The following is a 20,351-nucleotide window of genomic DNA, read 5'->3' on the forward strand; positions in this document are numbered from 1 at the left end:
GAACGCATCGGCCAATCATGTGATCGGCCGAGGGCTTCCTGCTGCCTTTTCACTGTGCCCGGAACAGAGGTTCCGCGCTGGAGTTCGTCCTGATGAAAGCTCTTTTCAACGTACTGAGTTTATTAACCGGCGGCGTGTGTATTGTCCTGAGCCCGTTGGCGTCTGCTGATTTTGTCAGCGACAGTAAGGCCAACTTGAACTTGCGCAATTTCTACTTCAACAACGATAACCGTGACGGTACCGCCGCGCCCTCGAAGACTGAGGAATGGGGCCAGGCCTTCATGCTCAATTATCAGTCCGGGTTTACCGACGGCACTGTGGGGTTTGGTCTGGATGCCATCGGCCTGCTGGGTTTGAAACTCGACAGCGGCGCGGGTCGCCATGTTGGCAGCTCGATGTTTCCCAACGACGGTGACAAGGCTGCCGACCAATGGGCTCGTCTCGGCGCAACGGCGAAGATGCGCGTCTCCAAGACCGAACTGCGTTACGGCACCTTGCAACCGAAACTGCCGATCCTGGTGTCCAACGATGGCCGTCTGTTGCCGCAAACTTTCGAAGGTGGCCAAGTCACCAGCAATGAAATCGACAACCTGACGTTCACCGCCGGCCAACTGGAACACGCCACCGGGCGTGCATCGAGTGACCGCGCCGGGCTGGCCGTTGCGGGCGGCAGCCAGGAAAGCAACAAATTCACCTTTGCCGGTGGCGACTACAAACTGACCAAGGACCTGACCGCACAGTATTACTACGCCAATCTCGAAGACTATTACCAACAGCACTTCGCCGGTTTGTTGCATGTATTGCCGCTGGGCGAATACGGCTCGCTGAAAACCGACTTGCGCTACTTCAAGACCACGTCCGATGGCAAGAACAGCAGCGCCGCCGGTCGCGCCAGTGGTTACAAACTGGGCGGCTACACCAAGGACGGCAGCGGGGAAATCGACAACGATACCTGGAGTGCGGCGTTCATTTACTCGCTGGGCGGCCATGCCATTACCGCGGGTTATCAAAGCGTTTCCGAAGACAGCAACTTTGCCCAACTCAACCAGGGTGGCTTGGTGGGTAAAGGCGAAGCCGGCGCCAGCCTTTATCTCTACACCGACCGCACTATTCAGACGTTCATCCAGGCGGGTGAGCGCACGGCGTTCGCCCAGTATGCCTACGACTTCGCCGCGCTTGGCGTGCCGGGATTGAAGGCGTCGGTGATGTACCTCAAGGGCGACAATATCCAGACCGCCAGCGGTCAGGACGCCAGTGAGTGGGAGCGCGATATCTCCCTGGACTATGTGATCCAGAGCGGTACGCTGAAGAACCTGGGTTTTGGCTGGCGCAACGCGATGTCCCGAAGCGAAGTGGCTCGCGACCAGGACCAGAATCGCCTGATCGTGAGTTACAGCATTCCCTTGATGTAAGCATCCAGCGCAATTCAGGGCCAGGGCGTCGAACTCGCGTGAAACGCTCCTGGCTCTTTATCAGCGCTTGCCCAACGTCGGCAGATTCGCACGATTGGGCAATCATCCGCGCGGATTATGCAACCAGCCCCCAGAATTGCTTCCTATAGTTATCCAGAGTCAAACCTTCTGGAGCTGGAATCGCTATGAGCGCCCTCAACATCAATGGCCGTGAGTATACGGTCGACGTAGACCCAGGCACCCCGATTCTCTGGACCCTGCGCGATGCGCTGGGCATGACCGGCACCAAATTTGGTTGTGGTGCAGCCCTGTGTGGCGCCTGCACCGTTCACCTGGATGGTCAGGCCATTCGTTCCTGCGTGACGCCAATCGCCGCCGCCCAAGGCAAGAAGATCACCACCATCGAGGCGGCCACAGATGGCAGTGACCCGGTCGGCACCGCCGTGCATGAGGCTTGGGTCAAACACGACGTGGCGCAGTGCGGTTACTGCCAGAGCGGCCAGATCATGAGCGCGACAGCGTTTCTCAAAGCCCAGCCCAAGGGCAAGCAGCCTACGGCGGCCGAAATCGACTCGGCGATGGCCGGCAACATCTGCCGCTGTGGCACTTACGCGCGCATCCGCGCTGCCGTGGCAGATGCCGCCAAAACCCTTGCCTGACCGGAGTTCGCCATGTTGAACGAGATTTTTCCAGACGAGATTCCCCGCGCTTTACAGCACATGCTTGAGCGCGATCAGGCTGACGGCCCTACCACCCTTCCCCGCCGCAGTTTCCTCAAGATTGTCGGCATCGGCGGTCTGGCCTTGGGCGCTTTTCCTCATCTTGCCTTGGCGCAAGAGGCCAACGGCGACGCCGCAGTACCACTCAAGCCGAATCAGCAACCTTCGGCATTCGTACAGATCGCGCCCAACGGCGAAGTCACCGTGACGATCAACCGGTTGGAATTCGGCCAGGGCGTGCAAACCAGCCTGCCGATGATTCTTGCCGAAGAGCTCGATGCCGACTGGAGTCTGGTGCGAGCCCGCAACGGCAGCGGTGATGCTGCTTATCAGGATCCGATCTTTGGTATACACCTCACTGGCGGCTCCAATTCGATCAAGAACAGCTATACCCAGTACCGCGAACTTGGCGCCCGTGCTCGTGCCATGCTGCTCTCGGCGGCGGCAGCACGCTGGAACGTGGACGTGGCCAGCCTGAGCACCCAAGCCGGCATGGTGCTCGGCCCGGCGGGCCGTAAGGCAAGCTACGGCGAATTGGCCGAGGCCGCTATGGCGCTGCCTGTGCCGGAAAAGGTGAGACTCAAGGACCCCAAGGACTTTCGCATCATTGGCCATGCCACCACGCGCATCGATGCCAAGGCCAAGAGCAGCGGCCAGCAGGACTTCGGCATCGATATGCATCTGCCAGGGCAACTCACTGCCGTGGTCGCGCACCCGCCGGTGTTCGGTGCCAGAATCGCTTCGTTGGATGACAGCGCGGCACGCGCCACCCGGGGCGTGAAAGCGGTATTGCGCGTGCCGTTGGACGGCGGCGCCGAAGGTGTCGCGGTAGTCGCCGATAGCTACTGGCAGGCGAAGCTCGCGCGCGATGCCTTGAAGCTGGAGTGGGACCTGGCGTCGGTCGAAAAGGTGGACAGCGAAAAACAATTGCTCCAGTACCGGGAGCTGGCCGGCCAACCCGGCCCACTGCGCTTCGATGCCGACATGACGCCGCTGGCAACCGCGCCGCATCAACTGGAAGCTGAGTTCGTATTCCCCTACCTCGCCCACGCCCCCATGGAGCCGTTGAACTGTACTGTCCAGCTCGGCGAAGAACGCGCCGAACTGTGGGTCGGCACGCAGTTTCCCGGCGGCGACAGTGCGGCGGCCGCCAAGGTACTGAATCTCAAGCCCGAGCAAATCCAGCTGAACGTGCAGACGGCCGGCGGTGGTTTCGGCCGGCGCGGCGTGCCCACCGGCGACTTTGTCGTGCTGGCTTGCGAAGTGGCCAAAGCCGCCCGCGCTGAGGGGCTGAACGCGCCTGTGCGTACGCTCTGGAGCCGGGAAGACGACATCAAGGGCGGCTACTACCGGCCGATGCACCTGCACCGTGCGCGCATCGGTTTTGACGACGCTGGCAAGGTACTGGCTTGGGATCACGCCCTGGTCGGGCAATCCATTCTTACCGACACCGTGTTTGGGGGCCGGGTGAAGAACGGCATCGACCCCACCGCCACGGAAGGTATGCGTGATCCTTATCCGCTGCCGATGCGCCTGACGGTCCATCACCCGAAAGTCAACGTCCCCATCCTCTGGTGGCGCAGCGTAGGCTCCACCCATACGGCTTTTGTAATGGAAACCTTGATCGATGAGATCGCCCGTACAACCAAGCAGGATCCGGTGGCCTATCGGATGAAGCTGTTCGCCGATCAAAGCCCGCGCCATCGCGCAGCGCTGCAATTGGCGGTGGACAAGAGCGAATACGGCAAACGCCCGCTACCGGCTGGCCATGCCTGGGGCGTGGCGGTGCACGAGTCGTTCAGTTCGGTGGTGGCTTATGTCGTTGAGGCGTCGGTGCAGAGTGGCCGTCCGGTGCTGCACCAAGTGACTGCGGGTGTGCACTGCAATCTGGTGGTCAACCCGCGCAGTGTTGAAGCTCAGGTGCAAGGCGCAGCGCTGATGGGATTGTCGATGTGCCTGCCGGGCGGCGCCATCACCTTGAAAGACGGCGTCGTGCAGCAGAGCAACTTTGCTGACTTCAGCGTTCCACGCATTACCGACATGCCGGAGTTTGCCGTGCACATCGTGCCAAGCGCCGAACCACCCACCGGGATGGGCGAGCCCGGCCTGCCGGCGTTGGCTCCGGCTTTTGCCAATGCCATTGCCAGCCTGACGGGCAAGCCAATGCGTGAGTTGCCGTTCAAGATGACGTGATGGAGTGTATCTCCAGATTCACTATCGTACGGGGATGTACGAGTAACCCCTTACCATTGCTTTTCCTTCCTGCGTATTCCGAGCCCGAATAAGCTCAACCATGTGTTCCTGAGTGTATTCAACGAAATACTCGTTACCCTCTTCAATCTGCAGGTTCAGGAATACGTTTCGGGGATGGTTGTTCTGTCCAGCAGCTATCTTGTGCTGGCCGGGGCTCACGAAGACCCAGGAATAGGTCCGTTCATTGAGGCCCACTACCGCGCTGTCATTAATGCTGAATATGCTGTCATAAAAGCTGCCTTGAATGACATGCGTCCGCGCCAGATAAACGAGCGCCTTACCTTGAGGTGGCGACGGAGGGTCGAAATAGGGTTGGTTGGAAGTTGTATGGCCGCAGCCGGTCAATAGGAGCAGGAGCACCAGCCCTGTTATTTTTTTTATTGTCGCGCTCATTTGTTCTGCCCCAATAACTGATTGATTACCGGCTCCATTTTTTCCTCGACCGTTGCCATTTTAGACGGATCGAATCCTCCCTCCCCCGTCAGATGATAGTGCGCAAAGCCGATTTTTTGATTGCCCTTATAAAGAGAAATACTGGCATCGGACAGGTAGGCAGAAAAATCCCACGAGCGAATCGCGGTATAGGTCAAACGGTACTCGCAGGTGCTCGGCACAGATCTGGTGTAGAGCTGGCTCTCGATATGGTGCTTGCGTAAGAGGAGTTGCAAGCCATCGACAAAGTCGCCAACGACGACTTTTGGATTCTCTTCAATACAAATCTTCGAAATTTGATATTGGCGCTCCACCGGTTCGACTTTAATGTTGGTACACCCGGCCAGTATCAATACAAAACCAATCGTAAGCGCTCTAAACCGCACACTTTTCTCCAAACTAAAAAAGATATCAAAATGATGGCGTCATGCTAGGTGAGGTGCGTTTTGCCGTCAATCGCCAGCCTTCTTTACCGGGCGTGGACTGAAAAGGCCCGGCGTGAAAGACCTCAAACCGCCTCACCTTTACGATGAAACGCCTGCCCCAACACCGCCAAGCGTTCGGCCAACGGTGGCAGGCATTGACTGCTCCGAGTCAGAATGCCGATGTTATCGGCGTTGCGCTCAGCGACGGCCTGGACGCTTTGCAAGCGTTCATTGATGCCCTTCGAGGCCTCGGATTGTTCCTGGGTGGTGCTGGCGATCAGGCCGTTGAAGTGGTTGATCGCCGCGATGTCCTCTACCACTGCATTCAGCAGTTGCGAGGCGAGTTGGCTGGCCGATACGCAGCGTTGTACCCCTTCCTGGCTGTCTTGCATGGCGAGGGCTGCCTGACGGCTGCCCTGTTGCAGCTTGGCGATGATCTGCTGGATTTCCGTGGTGGACGTCGAGGTCTTTTGCGACAGGGTCCGGACTTCGTCCGCTACTACCGCAAAACCGCGTCCCTGCTCCCCGGCCCGGGCGGCCTCGATGGCGGCGTTGAGGGCCAACAGGTTGGTTTGTTCGGCGATGCTGTTAATGACGTCCAGCACCTGGCCGATCTGTTGCGCCTGCTCGGCCAGGCCTTGCACGGTTTCGTTGGTCAGGTTGAGGCGACCGGCCAACTCGACAATCTCCTCGCGGCTCTGGTCAACGGTGCTGCGTCCGCGGCTGACCTGTTCACTGGCTTGGCCGGCCCGTTGTACCGTCTGGCCGACATGCCCGGCAATGCTGTCCATGGCCTGGACCAGATGGCCAATCGCGCCGCTCATCTGTGCCACTTCATTGAGCTGATGCCTGGCGCCGTGCTCCAGTGTCTGGCCGACTTGAGAAAGGTCCTGACCCAAGTCCGAAAGGTTGCGGGTATCGCGCACCACGCCGTCTACCAGGTTGGTGATCTGCTGCAGGAAATGATCGAAACGCTCGGACGAAGAGGCTTTGTCCCCCCGGTTGCGCTGGGTCTGGGTGTCACTGCTCAACTGCATAGCGGCGGCCAGCACTTTGTCGAGCACATCCTGGTTTTCCGTGGCATCGGCCAGGCTCTGGTTCGCCAGGTAAATCAGGATCACGCTTTCCACCACCACGTAGAAGGCGTGGATGAAAATCATGGTCCAGCCGCCATGGTTGGCCATGACGAACACCGGATAACCCTGGTGCTGAAGCCAGTGAAAACCGACGTGGTGAATAGCGATAGTGGCGGCGGCCACGATGATCGGCAGCCAGTCACGGTAGAACGTCAGCACCGCCAACAGTACGAAAATCCCGAAGTGGAACTCGATCACGCCACGGGTCTGGTTGATGTGCAAGGCGGCCATGACCATCAGCGCCACGGCGATGACACAGCGCATGGCCCGGGTGCCGCCCAGGCCGCGATAAAGCACGGTGGTCAGCAGACAGGTCGTCGCCCCTATCAGCAGCGCCTGGCTGAAGGTGGAGTGCAGGAAGGCCAGGCACAGGGAGTAGACAAAAGTGAGCCAGAGTAACCCCAGCATGATGCGATCAGCTTTACGGTAGTGATCGTAAAGCGCACGGGCGATGTCATGGGGGCTGTCCTTTTCGGGGGGCTTGGAGGGTCCGTTACCAATGCTGGCTTCAAGCCTTATCGGCGTGTCGGAATCGAACTGTAGCCGATTCCTCCTGGTTAGTGGCACTACGCCATCTTCCTTTTTTCACTGATCTTTGCTTTATGATGTTCGCCATCTCATTCCCAGACCTGATGGAACCCCCATGACTTTCGATTTCGACACGGTATTGGAGCGCCACGGTACCGGTAGCACCAAGTGGAGTCGCTACCCCGCTGACGTGTTGCCCATGTGGGTGGCTGATATGGACTTCCCTGCTCCGCCGGTGGTCATCGACGCACTGCACAAACGCCTCGAACACCCCATGCTCGGCTACAGCGTGGCCCAGGACTCGCTGCGCGCCGCCATCGTTGCGGACCTCTGGAACAAGTACGCCTGGCGCGTCGAGCCTCAGCAGATCGTCTTCCTGCCGGGTGTCGAACCAGGCTTCAACATGGCACTGCACGCCTTGGTGGAGCCTGCGCAGAACGTTGTGGTACAGGTGCCCAATTACCCGCCGCTGCGCAATGCCCCTGCTCACTGGCAACTGAACAAGGTTGAACTGCCGTTCAACCCGCTCAACGGCGAGTTCCACACACCCCTGGCCGCGTTGCGTGACGCGTTGCAAGGTGGCGGTGCGCTGTTGCTGAGCAACCCTCACAACCCGTTGGGCAAGGTGTTTGCCCGGGAAGAACTCAAGGCCGTGGCGGATATCTGCCTGGAACAGAATGCCTGGATCATCTCTGACGAAATCCATGCCGAGCTGTGCTTCGACGGTCGTGTGCACATCCCCACCGCCACCCTCAGCCCGGAGATTGCCGAGCGCACCATCACCCTGATGTCGGCCAGCAAGGCCTACAACATTGCCGGGCTGAAAACTTCATTCGCCATCATCCAGAACGCCAAAGTCCGCGAGCGGGTCAACAGTGCCCGGGCCGGCATGGTCGACAGCGTCAACGCCCTGGGCCTTGAAGCGACCCGCGCGGCCTACAGCGAAGCTGGCCCGTGGCTGGAAGAATTGAAGGCTTACCTGCAAGCCAACCGCGACTATCTGGTCGACGCCGTAAAGACCCGCCTGCCGGGCATCACCATGACCGTGCCCCAGGGCACTTACCTGGCCTGGCTGGATTGCTCGGGATTGGGGCTGGACGACCCGCAGGGCTTTTTCCTGAAGCAAGCCAAGGTAGGCCTGAGTGCCGGACTGGATTTCGGTGACGATGCCGGGCAATTCGTGCGCTTGAACTTCGGCTGCCCACGGGCGCTGCTGGAGGAAGGGATTACGCGGATGGAGCGGAGCTTGAAGGCCAGGGGCTGATCTCCCTGACGACGAAGATCCTCTGTGGCGAGGGAGCAAGCTCCCTCGCCACAATGGATCCGCGTTTTACTCATCCATATCCGGCGCATAAACAAAGCACAACTTGTTCCCCTCCGGATCGCGGCAATAGGCCCCGAAATACCCTTCCGAATACTGGGGCCGCGGGCCCGGCGGGCCTTCGTCGGTGCCGCCCAGGGCGATGGCCTGCGCCCAGGCGGCCTGTACGGTGTGCGGCGAATCGGCGGCGAAACTCACTTGCATGCCATTGCCCCAGGTCGCGGGCAAACCATTGAACGGTAATTGCACGAACACCTGAGGCCAACGCTTGCCGGGTTGATGCCAGCCTTCTCCCGGCGGGCCCGAGTCGTTTTCGCTGGGCAGGCGTACCAACCCCAGGCAGCCCAGCACGGCATCATAAAACGCGACCATTGTTGGCAGGTCCCGCGCGCCAATCTGTATGTGACTGAACATCTGTCCGGCTCCTTATCTGCATTCGTCCAACATTAGCCGATGTTGATTCGCGATTGGCAAAAGGGCTCGGACCACGCTCATCGCTCGGCCCCGGAATCCGAGCGAACTCTGCCTGAAGGCCCACAGTCCACCCTCCATCGACTACACATCCAGCATGGAGAATGTCATGACTGACTACCCTACCCCGCCGTTCCCAAAACAAAGCCAACCGGTGCCCGGCACTCAACGCAAGATGGACCCGTATCCAGACTGCGGAGAACAGAGCTACACCGGTTCTGGACGCCTGGAAAGCAAGATCGCCTTGATCACGGGCGCCGACAGCGGCATCGGTCGTGCCGTGGCGATTGCCTTCGCCCGTGAGGGCGCTGACGTGGCCATTTCCTACCTGGACGAGCATGAAGACGCCAGGGAGACCGCCCGCTGGGTAGAACAGGCCGGCCGCCAATGCCTGTTGCTGCCCGGCGATCTGGCGGACAAGGCCCAATGCCGCAAGATCGTCGACGAAACCGTCGCCCGTTTCGGGCATATCGACATTCTGGTCAACAACGCCGCGTTCCAGATGACTCACGAAAACCTGGAAGACATCCCCGACGAAGAGTGGGTGCGCACGTTTGATATCAACATCACCTCGATGTTCAGGATCTGCCAGGCCGCCGTCCCGCATATGAAGGCGGGTGGCTCGATCATCAACACCAGTTCGGTCAACTCCGACATGCCCAAGCCGACTCTGCTGGCCTACGCCACCACCAAAGGCGCCATCGCCAACTTCACCGGCGGTCTGGCGCAGATGCTCGGCCCCAAGGGCATCCGGGTGAACAGCGTGGCGCCAGGGCCGATCTGGACACCGCTGATTGTCGCCACCATGCCTGAGGAAGAAGTACAGAACTTCGGCTCCCAGACGCCCCTTGGCCGTCCTGGCCAGCCGGTGGAAGTGGCGCCGATCTATGTACTGCTGGCTTCGGATGAGGCGAGCTACATTTCCGGTTCCCGGTATGGGATTACGGGCGGCAAGCCGATCCTGTGAGTCAAGCGATGATAGGCAGCTGTTGTGGCGAGGGGATGTAGCCCTCGTCATGGATCATGTGAAGGGATCACGGCTCCTTGGCAATCACCGAAATCTTGCCGTTACGCTCGATAATCGCGAACTTGATCTGTTCCAGCGTCTCGATTCCCTGGCTCGACCGTGCCGCTTCCATGATGTCTTCTTCTATCAAGCGGGCATGGCGCAGGCGCGCCTTCAGTATTCGCCCATCCTCCACAATAATGGTCGGGCCGCCGTCAATCAGTTGCGAGACCCATTGGGAGCGTTGCTTGAGCAGCGACAAGCCCACATCGATGGCAATCAGCGTCACGATCACCATCAACGAATTGGTCAACGAGAAATCATCCCCCAGCAACGCCTGCTGGGTGGCCTCGCCGATGATCATCAGCAGGACAAAATCAAACGTGGTGATTTCCGCCAGGGAGCGACGCCCGGCGATCTTGAACAGTACCAGCAACGCCACATAGATCGCGGCAGCCCGCAGCACAGAGTCCATACGTCACCTAGGGAAAAATGAATTGATTGAACCTGACCGTGGCGCCATCGGGCGTGTCGATACGGCTGTGATAGAGCCCCAGCCCATCGCCCAGCAGTGACAGATAAAGGCTGGCCTCTCCCTTGGCATCCGCCTGGACCCACAGCTTCAGGCCCCGCTCCGCACTCGCCGAGCGCACGGGCTGGGGCTGGAGGGTTTGCACCTCGAAACCCTCCAGCCACTGGCCGACCAGTTCCACCTCCAGCACGGCATTGGGCTGCCCCATCAGATGGATGACCATGGGGTTGGTAGAACCGTTGCGGTGGAACATCTCGTACTCGACGCCGAGTCGGCCATCTGCGCTGTGTACATTTCGGGTGCTCAACGGGCCACGAGAGAACAATCCAAGCAGCGTCAGGATCACCAGCAATACCAACACGTACCAACCCACCCGCTCGAAACGCCAGACCTTGAGCTGGTAGGCCATGTCTTCGCGGACCGGGAACTGGCGGCTGCGCAATTCCTCGGGATCAGTGGGATGGGTCATGGTGATCCCCTATCTGCGCTCACCCGCCAGCGCGCGTTGATGAAAGTGCCGCAACTGCACGAGCGCATGTTCGGCGGCCCACAGTTGGACCTGGTGGCGAGTCCCGAAAAATCTTTCCAGGCGACTGAACAACGCTCGCTCGCCGGCCATATCGAACGCCCAGGCAAAACAGACAGTGCCGGCCGGAATGCCGTCCATGTCATCCGGCCCGAGAATGCCGGTGGTGGCCACGGCGACGTTGGCATTGGCGTCGCGCAGGGCACCGAGGGCCATTTCCTCGGCCACTTCACGGCTGGTGAGATTGAAGGTGTCGATGGTGCATGGGTTGACCCCCAGCAATCGTTGTTTAGCCTCCGGGGAATACACCACGTAACCGCTTTCAATCAGCGAACCACTGCCGGGTACTTCGGCCAGCAAGGTGACGATCTTGCCGGCGGTACAGGACTCGGCCGTCGTCAGGCGCAGCTCGTGTTCACGCAAGTAATCAACCAGGGAGCAAGCAATGGTCATGGCATACAGTCCTTCAGGGATGCTGATGGATTGACCCCGGCCGTATGGATTCATTCCCTCTGATCACGCCCCTCCTCAGGCACTCCAAATAAATGAACCCCCGACCGATCCTGTACCTCAAATCCGTATGGGCCTCACCAGAGGCTGTACTGATCAGGAGGTCGTCATGTCCGCCCCTTTCGTCAAACTGTTCACCCACCCCGAGTTTGCCTGGAAAGACATCCGCGAACAGGAACAAGCTCATCCGCGCCACTATCTGGCTCACCTGTTGTTGCTCGCCCTGATTCCCGTGGTGTGCCTGTTCATTGGGACCACCTGGACCGGCTGGAGCCTGGCTGAAAACGAAACGGTACGGCTCAGTACTGCCAGCGCACTTCAACTGAGTGTGCTGCTGTACCTGACCATCGTGGCCGGCGTGATGCTCATGGGGCTGTTCATCCGCTGGATGTCGCGCACCTTCGATGCCCGCCCTACGGTCAACCAGTGCATTGGTTTTGCCGCCTACACCGCCACGCCCTACTTCCTGGCCGGGATTTTCGGGCTCTACCCCAACCGCTGGCTGGCGGTGATCGCGCTGGCAATGGCGTCGGCCTACTCGACTTTTTTACTGTTTGTTGGCCTGCCCAAGTTCATGAATCTCAAGAAGGAACAAGGTCTGTTGTACTCGGCCAGCGTATGGGGCGTAGGGCTGTTGGTGCTGGTGACCATCCTGGTGGAAATGATTCTGCTGTGGTTCAACGTCCTGCAGCCGGAATATCTGCGCGTTCCGGTAAGTGGATGAGTCCGGGAGGCATCGAACCAAGCTATTTATCGGTCTTTTTCATACCAATGCGTCGACGCATGTCGGCGGTGATGCTTTGGCGGGTCTTCTTCAGGCCCGCCCAAGGCTCGTGACCCACTTGCGCCAAACGCTCATGGACGTTGTGCACGGTCCACAGGTTCGCGCCTTTGAGTTCGGCCACTTCCTCGCGAAAGATCGGCACCGACACCGGCAACCCTTCACGGGTACGGGCGGCATAGGCGCAGATGGTGGTGGCGCCCAGGCCGTTACGCAGGTAGTCGATGAAGATCCGCCCTACCCGGTTCTTTGGCCCGGAGACCGCCGAGAAGCGATCCGGCAACAGCTTGGCCATGTGGCTGACAATCGCATGACTGAAGCCCTTGACCTCGTCCCAACCCAACTTGCGGGTCAAGGGCACGACAATGTGGATGCCTTTGCCGCCGCTGGTCTTGAGAAACGCCTTGAGCCCTAGTTCATCGAGTACCGACAAGGTCAGATGCGTCGCTTCCACCATGCTTTTCCAAGGCAGGGCCGGATCCGGGTCAAGATCGAGAACAAAGCGATCAGGCTTGTCCAGGTTCACCGACGTGGCATTCCAGGTATGCAATTCCACCGTGCTCATCTGCACCGCGCCGATCAACGCTTCGGGATTGTTGATGATCATCACCGGCTGCCCGGTCAATGATTTGTCCAGGGTGGTGATACCAGGAATCGCCAGGCGCTCGGCGTTTTTCTGGAAAAACAACTCACCGGCAATGCCATCCGGTGCCCTGACCAGTGCCACCGGGCGGTCGGCCAGTTCCGGCAGGATGAACTCGGCGACGCTGGCGTAGTACTCGGCCAGTTGCAGCTTGGTCGTGCCGCTGCTGGGATCGATGACTCGCTCAGGGTGGGTGATGCGCACCTTACCGTCCATGGCTGGGGCCTGAGTGGTTTTGGTTTTGGTTTTGGCTTTGGTTTTTTCCGCAGTCTTTTTCACGGGTTTGGCCAGCTCCTGGGTGATCGCCTCGGCTGGTTTATCGTTGCGCAAACCATGAAACACGGCATGGCGCACCGAGCCTTCCTTGGTCATTTCGGCAAACGCCACTTCAGCCAGCAGCGTCGGTTCCAGCCAGTGCACACCTTTGGCGTCATATCCGGTGGGTGGGTTGACCACCGCAGCCTCTTTTCTTTCCAGGGGCAACAATTGCTGGTGAATGCTTGTGAGGGTTTGCTCGTTGAACCCTGTGCCGACCTTGCCGGCATAGCGCAGTTGCCCGCTGTCGGCATCGTGCAGCCCCAGCAACAAGGCGCCGAAGCCGTTGCGAGCACCCTTGGGCTCGCTGAAACCGACTACGACGAACTCCTGGCGATTCTTGCACTTGAGCTTGATCCAGTCGTTGCTGCGCCGGGAAACGTAGGCACTGCCCATCCGTTTGCCGATCAGTCCTTCCATCTGCATTTGGCAAGCACTGTTGAGCAAGGCTTCAGGGGTTTCTTCGAAGGCATCGGAGAAGCGCAACAGCGGATTCTTGTTGCTCGCAAGCACTGCCGCCAACGCGGCCCGCCGCTCTTGCACGGGCACTTCGCGCAGGTCCATGCCATTGAGGTAAGGCAGATCGAACAAGTAGTAGGCAATCTTGTTGCTGCTGCCGGCGTCGAAAGCGTTCTGCAGGGCCTGGAAGTCCGGTACGCCTTGCTCATTGGGCACCACCATTTCACCGTCCAGCCAGGCGGACTCCAGCCCTAATCCGGCCAGCGCTTCGGCCTGCTTGGGCAGCTTGTGGGTCCAGTCATGGCCATTGCGGGTGATCAGCCTGACATCGTCGTTTTCAATGCGGGCCATGACGCGGTAACCGTCGAACTTGATTTCATAGAGCCATTCGCCTTCAGGCGCGCGCTCTACCAACGTGGCCAATTCCGGTTTGAGCGTCTTGGGAATCGCCCCGGCCACCGCGCCGCTGAGGGTCGTGGTCGAAGTTTTTCTGGACGGTTTGGGCGTGGTGGCTTTTTTCGGTTGCTGCACTGCCTTGACCTGGGCGGCAGCCTTGCCACGGCGTTTGGGTACAAGGGTGCGCTCGCTGAGCACGCTGTCCGGCTCGGCCTGGACCACGTCGTACTCGCTTTCGGGACGTGCCGCTGCGTCCTGGTGCTTGATCAGGAACCACTGCTCCTGCTTGCCGGGCATGTGGGTGCGTACCAGGTTCCACAGGCCACTGAGTTTTTCCCCTTGCAGCTCGAACTTGAGCCGGCCTTTTTCATAGGCCTCATGGGCATCGCCCTGGGGAATCCACACGCCGCGGTCCCAGACAATGACGTCGCCAGCGCCATAATGGCCTTCGGGAATGCTGCCTTCGAAGGTCGCGTAATCCAGCGGATGGTCTTCGACATGCACCGCCAGGCGCTTGACCTTGGGGTCCAGGGACGGCCCCTTGGGCACCGCCCAACTCTTGAGCGCACCGTCCAGCTCCAGCCGGAAGTCATAATGCAGCCGTGAAGCGTCGTGCTTCTGAATGCAGAACTGCAAGGCATGGGCGGTTTTCGCCGATTTGCGTGAACGCTTGGCCGCCGGCTCCGGGGTGGCGGCGAAGTCACGCATCCGGTTGTAATCCTCCAGGGTCTTGCTGCTCATGGACCACCTGCCACTTGCAACAGTGACGGGTCGGCCACGGGCATCCCGGCGGTTTCCGCCAACAACTGATCAACCACCCTGCTCAAGGCGTGCTCGGTGGAGTCGCCCAGCAGCAGCCCTTGTTCGTACAGCACGATTTGCCGATCGGAACTGGTGCCTTCCTGGACGATACGACGTGCCTGCTTGAACACATCCTCAACGCCCAGTGCGGCGGCAGTCTCGCCGAAGGTCTGCTCCGCCAGCGTGATCCACTCACCGATCATCATCGGCTGCTCCTGCCCCTCCAGGATGAACTCGGCCAGGATTCCATGACGCTTGGCCCGCCAGCGATTTTCCTTGAGGATCCAGTGGGAGGTCAGGCTGAAGTGCGCGCCGGGCTTGGGTAGTGCAATAGCATGGGCCACCATCACCCGAAACAGCGAGACCAGGCACAGGACATCCTCAACACGCGGACAGGCATCGCATATTCGCAGCTCCAGCGTGGGATAACGCGACGAAGGCCGCATCACCCACCAGCAATCGCTGGGCTGGCGAATGGATCCGGTGCGCATGAGCATGTCCACGTAGCCGGCAAACGCCGACTCATCCTCGAAGAACTCCGGCACGCCCATGCGCGGCCATTCATCGCAAGCGACCTGACGGTAGCTGCTGAACCCGCTGTAGGCGCCGTTCCAGAACGGCGACGAAGCACTCAGCGCCAGGAACATCGGCAGCCAGGGCAGCACCTCGTTCATGACCCGGACACGGTCCTTATGGGCCGGCACCTCCACGTGCACATGCAGGCCCGAAAGCACGCTCCGTCTGGCCACCCGCTGGTAATCGTCGAACAGCTGCTGAAAGTGCAGTTCGTCGGTGGGCTGCAGACCCTGGGTCGCCATGGGATGCGAGCCGGCGCTGAGCAGGCCCAGGCCATGGGCGGCCAGGCGCTGGGTCAGGCCTGTGCGGACCTGGGCCAGGTAATCGGCCGCCTCGGGCAAGTTGCGGAAAATAGGCGACGCCATCTCGATCTGACACTGGAACATTTCATGGGCGAAATGCTTGCCCAGTAGCGCCTGGCACGCCGTGACAACCTCTGCTGAGGGTTGATCCGGCATACAACGGGTTTGCAGATCGGTGATGAAATACTCCTCTTCAATGCCGAACTTCAGTCGCCTGTTCATCGATAGTCCCTCCGATACCCGCGCCGATGCGGGTTACAACCAACGCCACCACGGCGATCCTTTCTACGTCCTGGTAACCCGGGGTGAGCAGTTCTTCACCAAACACGTCCGGGTCCAATTCCTTGTAAGTCCAGCCGAAGTCCGGCGAGTCGCGCCAAGGCTCAAGCGCCTCGAGAAACGGATCACGCCCATCGACCATCGCCACGCCGGTGTAGAGCACCAGCGAGCCACCGGGCGTGAGCCGTGGCAGGGCCTGTTCGACAATGCGCAGCGACAGCCCGGCGCCCAGTGCGCCACCGCCATGGCGGTAGGCCCGTTCGCTGGGGTCGGCCATGTACGGCGGATTGGCGACGATCAGGTCGAAGTCGCCCTCCACATCCTGGAGTACATCGCTGCGGGCGATCTCGACGTTGGACACCTCGGCCAGCGCCGCGTTGACCGCGCTCAGGCGCAGGGCCATCGGATTGATATCCACGGCCAGCACCTGTGCCTCGCGCCGGGCGCGGGCAATGACCAGCGCCCCGACACCGGCGCCACAGCCGATGTCCACGGCCCGATGTATTGCCGTGAAGTTCTGTTGCAGATAAGTATGGATCAGTTGGGCGAAACGATAGCTGTCGGGGCCGAAAAACACCGCGTCGTTGGCTTGGGTGGGAAATTGCGAATGAGCGAACAGCAGGCCGTCCAGGCTCGACCAGCGCACGCGGCTATGCAACAGGCCGTCGCGCGCTTGCAGCACCTCGGCTTCCTGCAACTGGCGCTGCTCATCGGCGCTGATCAGCCCCGGGGCAAACGGGCGCGACCAGCCGAACACATCCCTCAGGGTCCTGGAGCGTTCATTGCCAGGTCGTTGGTTGACGCGTTCGTGGGTCAGGGGTGTCGGGGTAATGAAGCGATAGCCGTCGGCTTGCAGGCGTCGGCCCAATTGCAATAGCGCCAGGTCAGTTTCGGATAGGCGTTCTTCCTGATTCATGCGGGCTCCTAGCGCAGCGCGGATTTGAGTTCGATGAAGCGACGAGTCGCCAGCAGTCCGGCCGGATGGCTGTGGCAGCGCGCCGAGAGCCAGGGCATCAGGGTCTGCATCTGCGCATCGGGCGTCTGGCCTCGCAGGGTCTGTTGCAGGCTCTGTACATCGGGGTCCTCGCTCGGCATCTGCGGCTCGCACGCTGCACCGTGGGCGCGGCGCGGGGTTTTCTTAGTGCCCTCCTGCGTCCAGTCACCGGCGATCCAGTCGTGCAGCAACTGTTTTTCATAGGGGCTGAACACCCCGAACATGGCCGCGCCCGCCCCTTCGATCAGTGTCCAGAACCGGCTGTTCTGCGGATCTTCATGGCGTTTGATCCAGCCCTTGTTTTGCAGGGCCGTCAGGAAGCCCTCCAGTTGTCCAGGCGCTGCCAGCCATTGATTGACGGTCTTGCCTTCGAACTTGCAGTAATCGGAATGCATGTGTTGGCCGAACGGACGTTTGCGTTCGAGCATGTCCAGCACTTCGCGATACAGGTCGAATGACTCGATGATGGTTCGGCTGCCTTGGCCCAGATCATTGAGGCGATAACCCAGGGTGACCCGGTGCCAGAACGCTTCGCGATCCGCCTCCATCGGCATCAGTTGCAGCAGCGACTGGATGGCCTTGTGGGCATGACCGGTGCTCGCGTTGTCAATCGTCACGTGGAGGGTGAAGTAATAAGGGTCGATGTCCAGCTCAGTCAGCTCATAAGCGCTGATCAACAGGTGCAGGGGCAGTTGTTCGTAACCCAGGTTGTAGCCGATCACTTCAGGCAGGTATTCATCGCCGCCATAGCCCAGGGCCAATTGCACGGCACCTTGCAGGTAGCGCTCGTCTTCAATGTCCGGCGCGTCCGACAGGTCGTGTTCGGCGAGCAGCTTGCGGTATATCACCACATGGTTTTGCGAGGGATTGCCGTCGCCCAACTCTTCCAGATAAGTGCTCAGCAGCCCTTCGAAACGGTGGTCGTGCCAATGCTTGAGCACGCCATACAGCCACGCGCCGTCCACCAGTTTGGTGGGCGCCACTGCCTGCAGGAAATACAAGGCGTGGGCCTTGCAAGTGAAAAACTCTCGTGGACCGGCGTTTTTGCGCCGCTCCAGATACTCGGCGTACTGGCGGGCTACACCGGCACTGTGTTGCTCGACCCAGGCTTGCAGAGCCGTGGGGGTGTCGGGCAGCTCCAGGGGCAGTGCCGCGGCCTGCCCCACGCATTGCTGAAGGAAGGCCTGGGCGACGGCTTGCTTGTCAGCATCGTCAGGGCCATGGAGCAGCCGTTCATAGCATTGGCGCACGCTCCCGGCATCCATGAATGAATGCACGGTGGCAGGCCGGGATTGGAGGGGTGTCAGCGCAGTCATAAGGGCCTCTTGGGTTCTCGGCAGGACGCTGAATCAACACGTCTCTACTTTGGCAGAGCGCCGGGAATGACGAAAAATTCCCTTGAGATGAAAGTCCTCCGGATAAACGGAGCCGTATCGCTTTGACGGAACCGGCGCTTGGCTCAGACCCTCGAATGAACGACAGGAGCCGGATACTGGCTTGACGGTGTCTGTTTCACTCGGGGCTGTGCCTGCGAGCTATGCCTACGAGCTATGCCTTCGAGCTATCCAAGGAGCAGCAATGATTTTCACAGTATGGGTAGCGGTGCTCGGCGCCGTATTGCTGACCTTGGCCCTGACGTCCTCCTACCTGCGCTGGATGCCGGTAACCACCTCGGCGATATGCCTGGGTTTGGGCGTTGCCATCGGGCCGGCGGGCCTGGAGTTGTTGAGGCTGGACATTGCCGATTCCTCAGCCTGGATGGAGCACCTCACCGAAGTCGCGGTAGTGTTTTCGCTGTTCGTCAGCGGCCTCAAGTTACGTTTGCCCCTCAAGGACCGTAGTTGGCGCGTGGCCTACACACTGGCCGGCCCGGTGATGATCCTGACCATCGCGGGCCTGACCTTGACCCTGCATTACCTGTTTGGTCTCGGTTGGGGCGTGTCGTTGTTGATTGGCGCAATCCTCGCGCCAACCGATCCGGTGCTCGCGGCGTTGGTGCAGGTCAACGATGCCCGGGATGATGACCAGGTACGGTTTGGCCTGTCGGGGGAAGCCGGCTTGAACGACGGCACGGCCTTCCCCTTTGTGATTCTGGGCTTGTTGTTGCTGCGCGAGGACGACCTTGGCTTTCTCGGTGACTGGATGCTGCAGGATGTGCTGTGGGCAGTGCCGGTCGGTTTGCTCACCGGTTACTGGATGGGCCGCGGTATCGGCTGGTTGACCCTGTCGATGCGCATCAAGAACGCCGACAGCACCCTTTCGCCCAACGATTACCTGGCCCTGGCGCTGATTGCCCTGGCCTACGTCGTGGCCGAAGCCCTCCAGGGTTATGGCTTTCTTTCGGTGTTTGCCGCTGGCCTGGGCCTGCGCCAGGCCGAGGTGCAATCGACGGATGAACACTCACTCCCGGCAGAACACCTGGTGCAACCGGTGGTGGGACACGAAGCGGTCACCCCCCGGGACGCGGTCCGGGGTGACGCCGAGACTATGGAAGAGGGTCAGGTGGCCGCGGGGGTCATGATGAGCGACATGCTCGCCTTCGGCAGTCTGGTGGAGCGTTCCATGGAAGTGTTTCTGGTGACGCTGTTGGGGGTGGCGCTTGCCACTCATTGGGACTGGCGGGCCTTGGTCATCGGTGGTCTGCTGTTTGCCGTGATTCGCCCGTTGAGCTTGCTGGTGATGCCTTGGGGACGGCTGCTGGACACGCCACAACGGTTGCTGATTGGCTGGTTCGGCATACGTGGCATCGGCAGTCTGTTTTATCTGTTCTATGCGGTGAACCATGATTTACAGCCAGAGATGGTCCAGTTGTGCATCAATATCACGCTGTCGGTGGTGGCCCTGAGCATTTTAGTCCATGGCTTGAGTACCCAACCCATACTGGCCTGGTATGAGCGCCACAAAAAATCGAGCTAAGGCTTCAGCCCCCTGGATCACTCACCTGGATATAAACCGAGTACGCCCCCAGCAAGACCCAGAACGCGGCAAAGATCCATGGCGTACGCACCGAAAACAGCAAGGACTTGCGATAGCCCTTGTGAGTCGATTCCTGCTCGCTGAATAGCGGGGATTCGTCGTAGGCCAGTCCCATCAACGGCTCTGCACGCAGCAACTCGCTTTGTTTGAAATGCCAATGATCGATGATCTCGTAAGCGGCGCGAATTCCTGGCCAGGCGTTGAGCGAGCTCAGGAAGCCCAGCAGAGCCAGGAACGGCGGGACGATCAATGTGAACAACTTGCCCCACTCCGGGTTCAGGTTGGCCATGCATGAGGCAAAGGCGATCACCAGGAAGGATTGGGCGGCCAGGTACGCATCGGTTCGATTGGCCAGGATGCTGGTTTCGTACTGGATCTCCCGGCGATAAAAATCCAGGCGTTCCTTGGGCGAGCCGAACAGCTTGGCATTGTGTTCCGTCAGTTCTTCATCCGGGGTATGGCTGGTGAGTATTCTGGGCATTGCGCAGGCTGCGCCTCGGGTGTGGGTTTGGGACTTGTTAGAAGAAATGAGGGACAGGCAAGTTCCGGCCACCGGAC

General features: G+C 60.1%; 19 protein-coding genes. 7 read left to right on the plus strand and 12 right to left on the minus strand.

Translation table 11 applies throughout. The annotated features are described in order from the left end of the window. The first annotated feature begins 92 nt into the window (after positions 1-92). From QOM08_RS13745 to QOM08_RS13755, 3 genes are all read left to right on the plus strand, one after another. Positions 93-1,412: an OprD family porin gene (locus tag QOM08_RS13745; protein WP_076384677.1), complete on the plus strand. Its 1,320-nt coding sequence runs from the start codon at positions 93-95 to the stop codon at positions 1,410-1,412. A gap of 185 nt (positions 1,413-1,597) precedes the next feature. Further along, the gene (locus tag QOM08_RS13750; protein ID WP_047226466.1) at positions 1,598-2,071 is read left to right on the plus strand and encodes a (2Fe-2S)-binding protein; all 474 of its coding nucleotides are present in this window, start codon (positions 1,598-1,600) and stop codon (positions 2,069-2,071) included. 12 nt (positions 2,072-2,083) lie between these two features. After that, on the plus strand, positions 2,084-4,324 hold the full coding sequence (locus QOM08_RS13755) for a xanthine dehydrogenase family protein molybdopterin-binding subunit (protein WP_139050313.1): 2,241 nt from the start codon (positions 2,084-2,086) through the stop codon (positions 4,322-4,324). Between the two features lie 21 nt (positions 4,325-4,345). Here the strand turns inward: QOM08_RS13755 and QOM08_RS13760 are convergent, their stop codons facing one another. The 3 genes from QOM08_RS13760 to QOM08_RS13770 all read right to left on the minus strand — a co-directional run bounded on the left by QOM08_RS13760 (position 4,346) and on the right by QOM08_RS13770 (position 6,785). After that, positions 4,346-4,777 carry a DUF2846 domain-containing protein gene (locus QOM08_RS13760; RefSeq protein ID WP_223194328.1) on the minus strand — a complete coding sequence of 144 codons (432 nt, stop codon included), beginning with the start codon at positions 4,775-4,777 and terminating at the stop codon, positions 4,346-4,348. Continuing rightward, complete coding sequence (locus QOM08_RS13765) at positions 4,774-5,202, minus strand: Sbal_3080 family lipoprotein (RefSeq protein WP_047226464.1); 429 nt, start codon at positions 5,200-5,202, stop codon at positions 4,774-4,776. The genes QOM08_RS13760 and QOM08_RS13765 overlap by 4 nt, the downstream gene beginning before the upstream one ends. Before the next feature lie 122 nt (positions 5,203-5,324). Then, positions 5,325-6,785 (minus strand): methyl-accepting chemotaxis protein, encoded by a 1,461-nt coding sequence (locus QOM08_RS13770; protein ID WP_076384671.1) that lies wholly within the window; start codon positions 6,783-6,785, stop codon positions 5,325-5,327. Between the two features lie 235 nt (positions 6,786-7,020). Between QOM08_RS13770 and QOM08_RS13775 the strand changes: the two genes are divergently transcribed. Beyond that, positions 7,021-8,169, plus strand: a complete 1,149-nt coding sequence (locus tag QOM08_RS13775; protein ID WP_076384669.1) for a MalY/PatB family protein — start codon at positions 7,021-7,023, stop codon at positions 8,167-8,169. 66 nt (positions 8,170-8,235) lie between these two features. Here QOM08_RS13775 and QOM08_RS13780 read toward each other — a convergent pair whose 3' ends face one another. Continuing rightward, positions 8,236-8,640, minus strand: a complete 405-nt coding sequence (locus tag QOM08_RS13780; protein WP_047226461.1) for a VOC family protein — start codon at positions 8,638-8,640, stop codon at positions 8,236-8,238. Between the two features lie 166 nt (positions 8,641-8,806). On the opposite strand from QOM08_RS13780, the gene QOM08_RS13785 reads away from it, so the two are divergent. Beyond that, on the plus strand, positions 8,807-9,664 hold the full coding sequence (locus QOM08_RS13785; protein ID WP_047226460.1) for an SDR family oxidoreductase: 858 nt from the start codon (positions 8,807-8,809) through the stop codon (positions 9,662-9,664). A 67-nt stretch (positions 9,665-9,731) separates the two neighbouring features. Here QOM08_RS13785 and QOM08_RS13790 read toward each other — a convergent pair whose 3' ends face one another. Genes QOM08_RS13790 through QOM08_RS13800 form a run of 3 tightly spaced genes read right to left on the minus strand, consistent with a single transcriptional unit; the run spans position 9,732 to position 11,214 of the window. Then, positions 9,732-10,178 carry a DUF421 domain-containing protein gene (locus QOM08_RS13790; RefSeq protein WP_047226459.1) on the minus strand — a complete coding sequence of 149 codons (447 nt, stop codon included), beginning with the start codon at positions 10,176-10,178 and terminating at the stop codon, positions 9,732-9,734. 7 nt (positions 10,179-10,185) lie between these two features. Next, entirely contained in the window at positions 10,186-10,704 is a 519-nt protein-coding gene (locus QOM08_RS13795) for a hypothetical protein (protein ID WP_047226458.1), read from the minus strand. A 9-nt stretch (positions 10,705-10,713) separates the two neighbouring features. Then, the gene (locus QOM08_RS13800; RefSeq protein WP_316913190.1) at positions 10,714-11,214 is read right to left on the minus strand and encodes a CinA family protein; all 501 of its coding nucleotides are present in this window, start codon (positions 11,212-11,214) and stop codon (positions 10,714-10,716) included. A gap of 166 nt (positions 11,215-11,380) precedes the next feature. Here QOM08_RS13800 and QOM08_RS13805 point away from each other — a divergent pair, with 166 nt between their 5' ends. Next, on the plus strand, positions 11,381-11,995 hold the full coding sequence (locus QOM08_RS13805) for a Yip1 family protein (RefSeq protein WP_047226457.1): 615 nt from the start codon (positions 11,381-11,383) through the stop codon (positions 11,993-11,995). Positions 11,996-12,017: 22 nt separating this feature from the next. Here QOM08_RS13805 and ligD read toward each other — a convergent pair whose 3' ends face one another. From ligD to QOM08_RS13825, 4 genes are read right to left on the minus strand one after another with little or no spacing between them, the layout of a single operon-like run. After that, on the minus strand, positions 12,018-14,606 hold the full coding sequence (gene ligD / locus QOM08_RS13810; protein WP_173406958.1) for a DNA ligase D: 2,589 nt from the start codon (positions 14,604-14,606) through the stop codon (positions 12,018-12,020). Then, the gene (locus QOM08_RS13815; protein ID WP_107322477.1) at positions 14,603-15,766 is read right to left on the minus strand and encodes a carboxylate-amine ligase; all 1,164 of its coding nucleotides are present in this window, start codon (positions 15,764-15,766) and stop codon (positions 14,603-14,605) included. Before QOM08_RS13815 ends, ligD begins: the two co-directional genes overlap by 4 nt. Beyond that, a complete protein-coding gene (locus QOM08_RS13820) occupies positions 15,738-16,739 on the minus strand; it encodes a methyltransferase (RefSeq protein ID WP_047226454.1) in 1,002 nt (333 codons plus the stop codon). The genes QOM08_RS13815 and QOM08_RS13820 overlap by 29 nt, the downstream gene beginning before the upstream one ends. A gap of 8 nt (positions 16,740-16,747) precedes the next feature. Next, positions 16,748-18,133 (minus strand): iron-containing redox enzyme family protein, encoded by a 1,386-nt coding sequence (locus tag QOM08_RS13825; RefSeq protein WP_274090453.1) that lies wholly within the window; start codon positions 18,131-18,133, stop codon positions 16,748-16,750. A gap of 262 nt (positions 18,134-18,395) precedes the next feature. On the opposite strand from QOM08_RS13825, the gene QOM08_RS13830 reads away from it, so the two are divergent. Further along, positions 18,396-19,733, plus strand: a complete 1,338-nt coding sequence (locus QOM08_RS13830) for a cation:proton antiporter (RefSeq protein ID WP_047226452.1) — start codon at positions 18,396-18,398, stop codon at positions 19,731-19,733. A 4-nt stretch (positions 19,734-19,737) separates the two neighbouring features. Here the strand turns inward: QOM08_RS13830 and QOM08_RS13835 are convergent, their stop codons facing one another. Further along, positions 19,738-20,274, minus strand: coding sequence for a hypothetical protein (locus QOM08_RS13835; RefSeq protein WP_076384659.1), 537 nt, complete (start codon positions 20,272-20,274; stop codon positions 19,738-19,740). Between the last annotated feature and the right edge of the window lie 77 nt (positions 20,275-20,351).

This window comes from Pseudomonas sp. P105 (assembly GCF_032614175.1).
In the GTDB taxonomy this organism is placed as follows: domain Bacteria; phylum Pseudomonadota; class Gammaproteobacteria; order Pseudomonadales; family Pseudomonadaceae; genus Aquipseudomonas; species Aquipseudomonas rhizophila.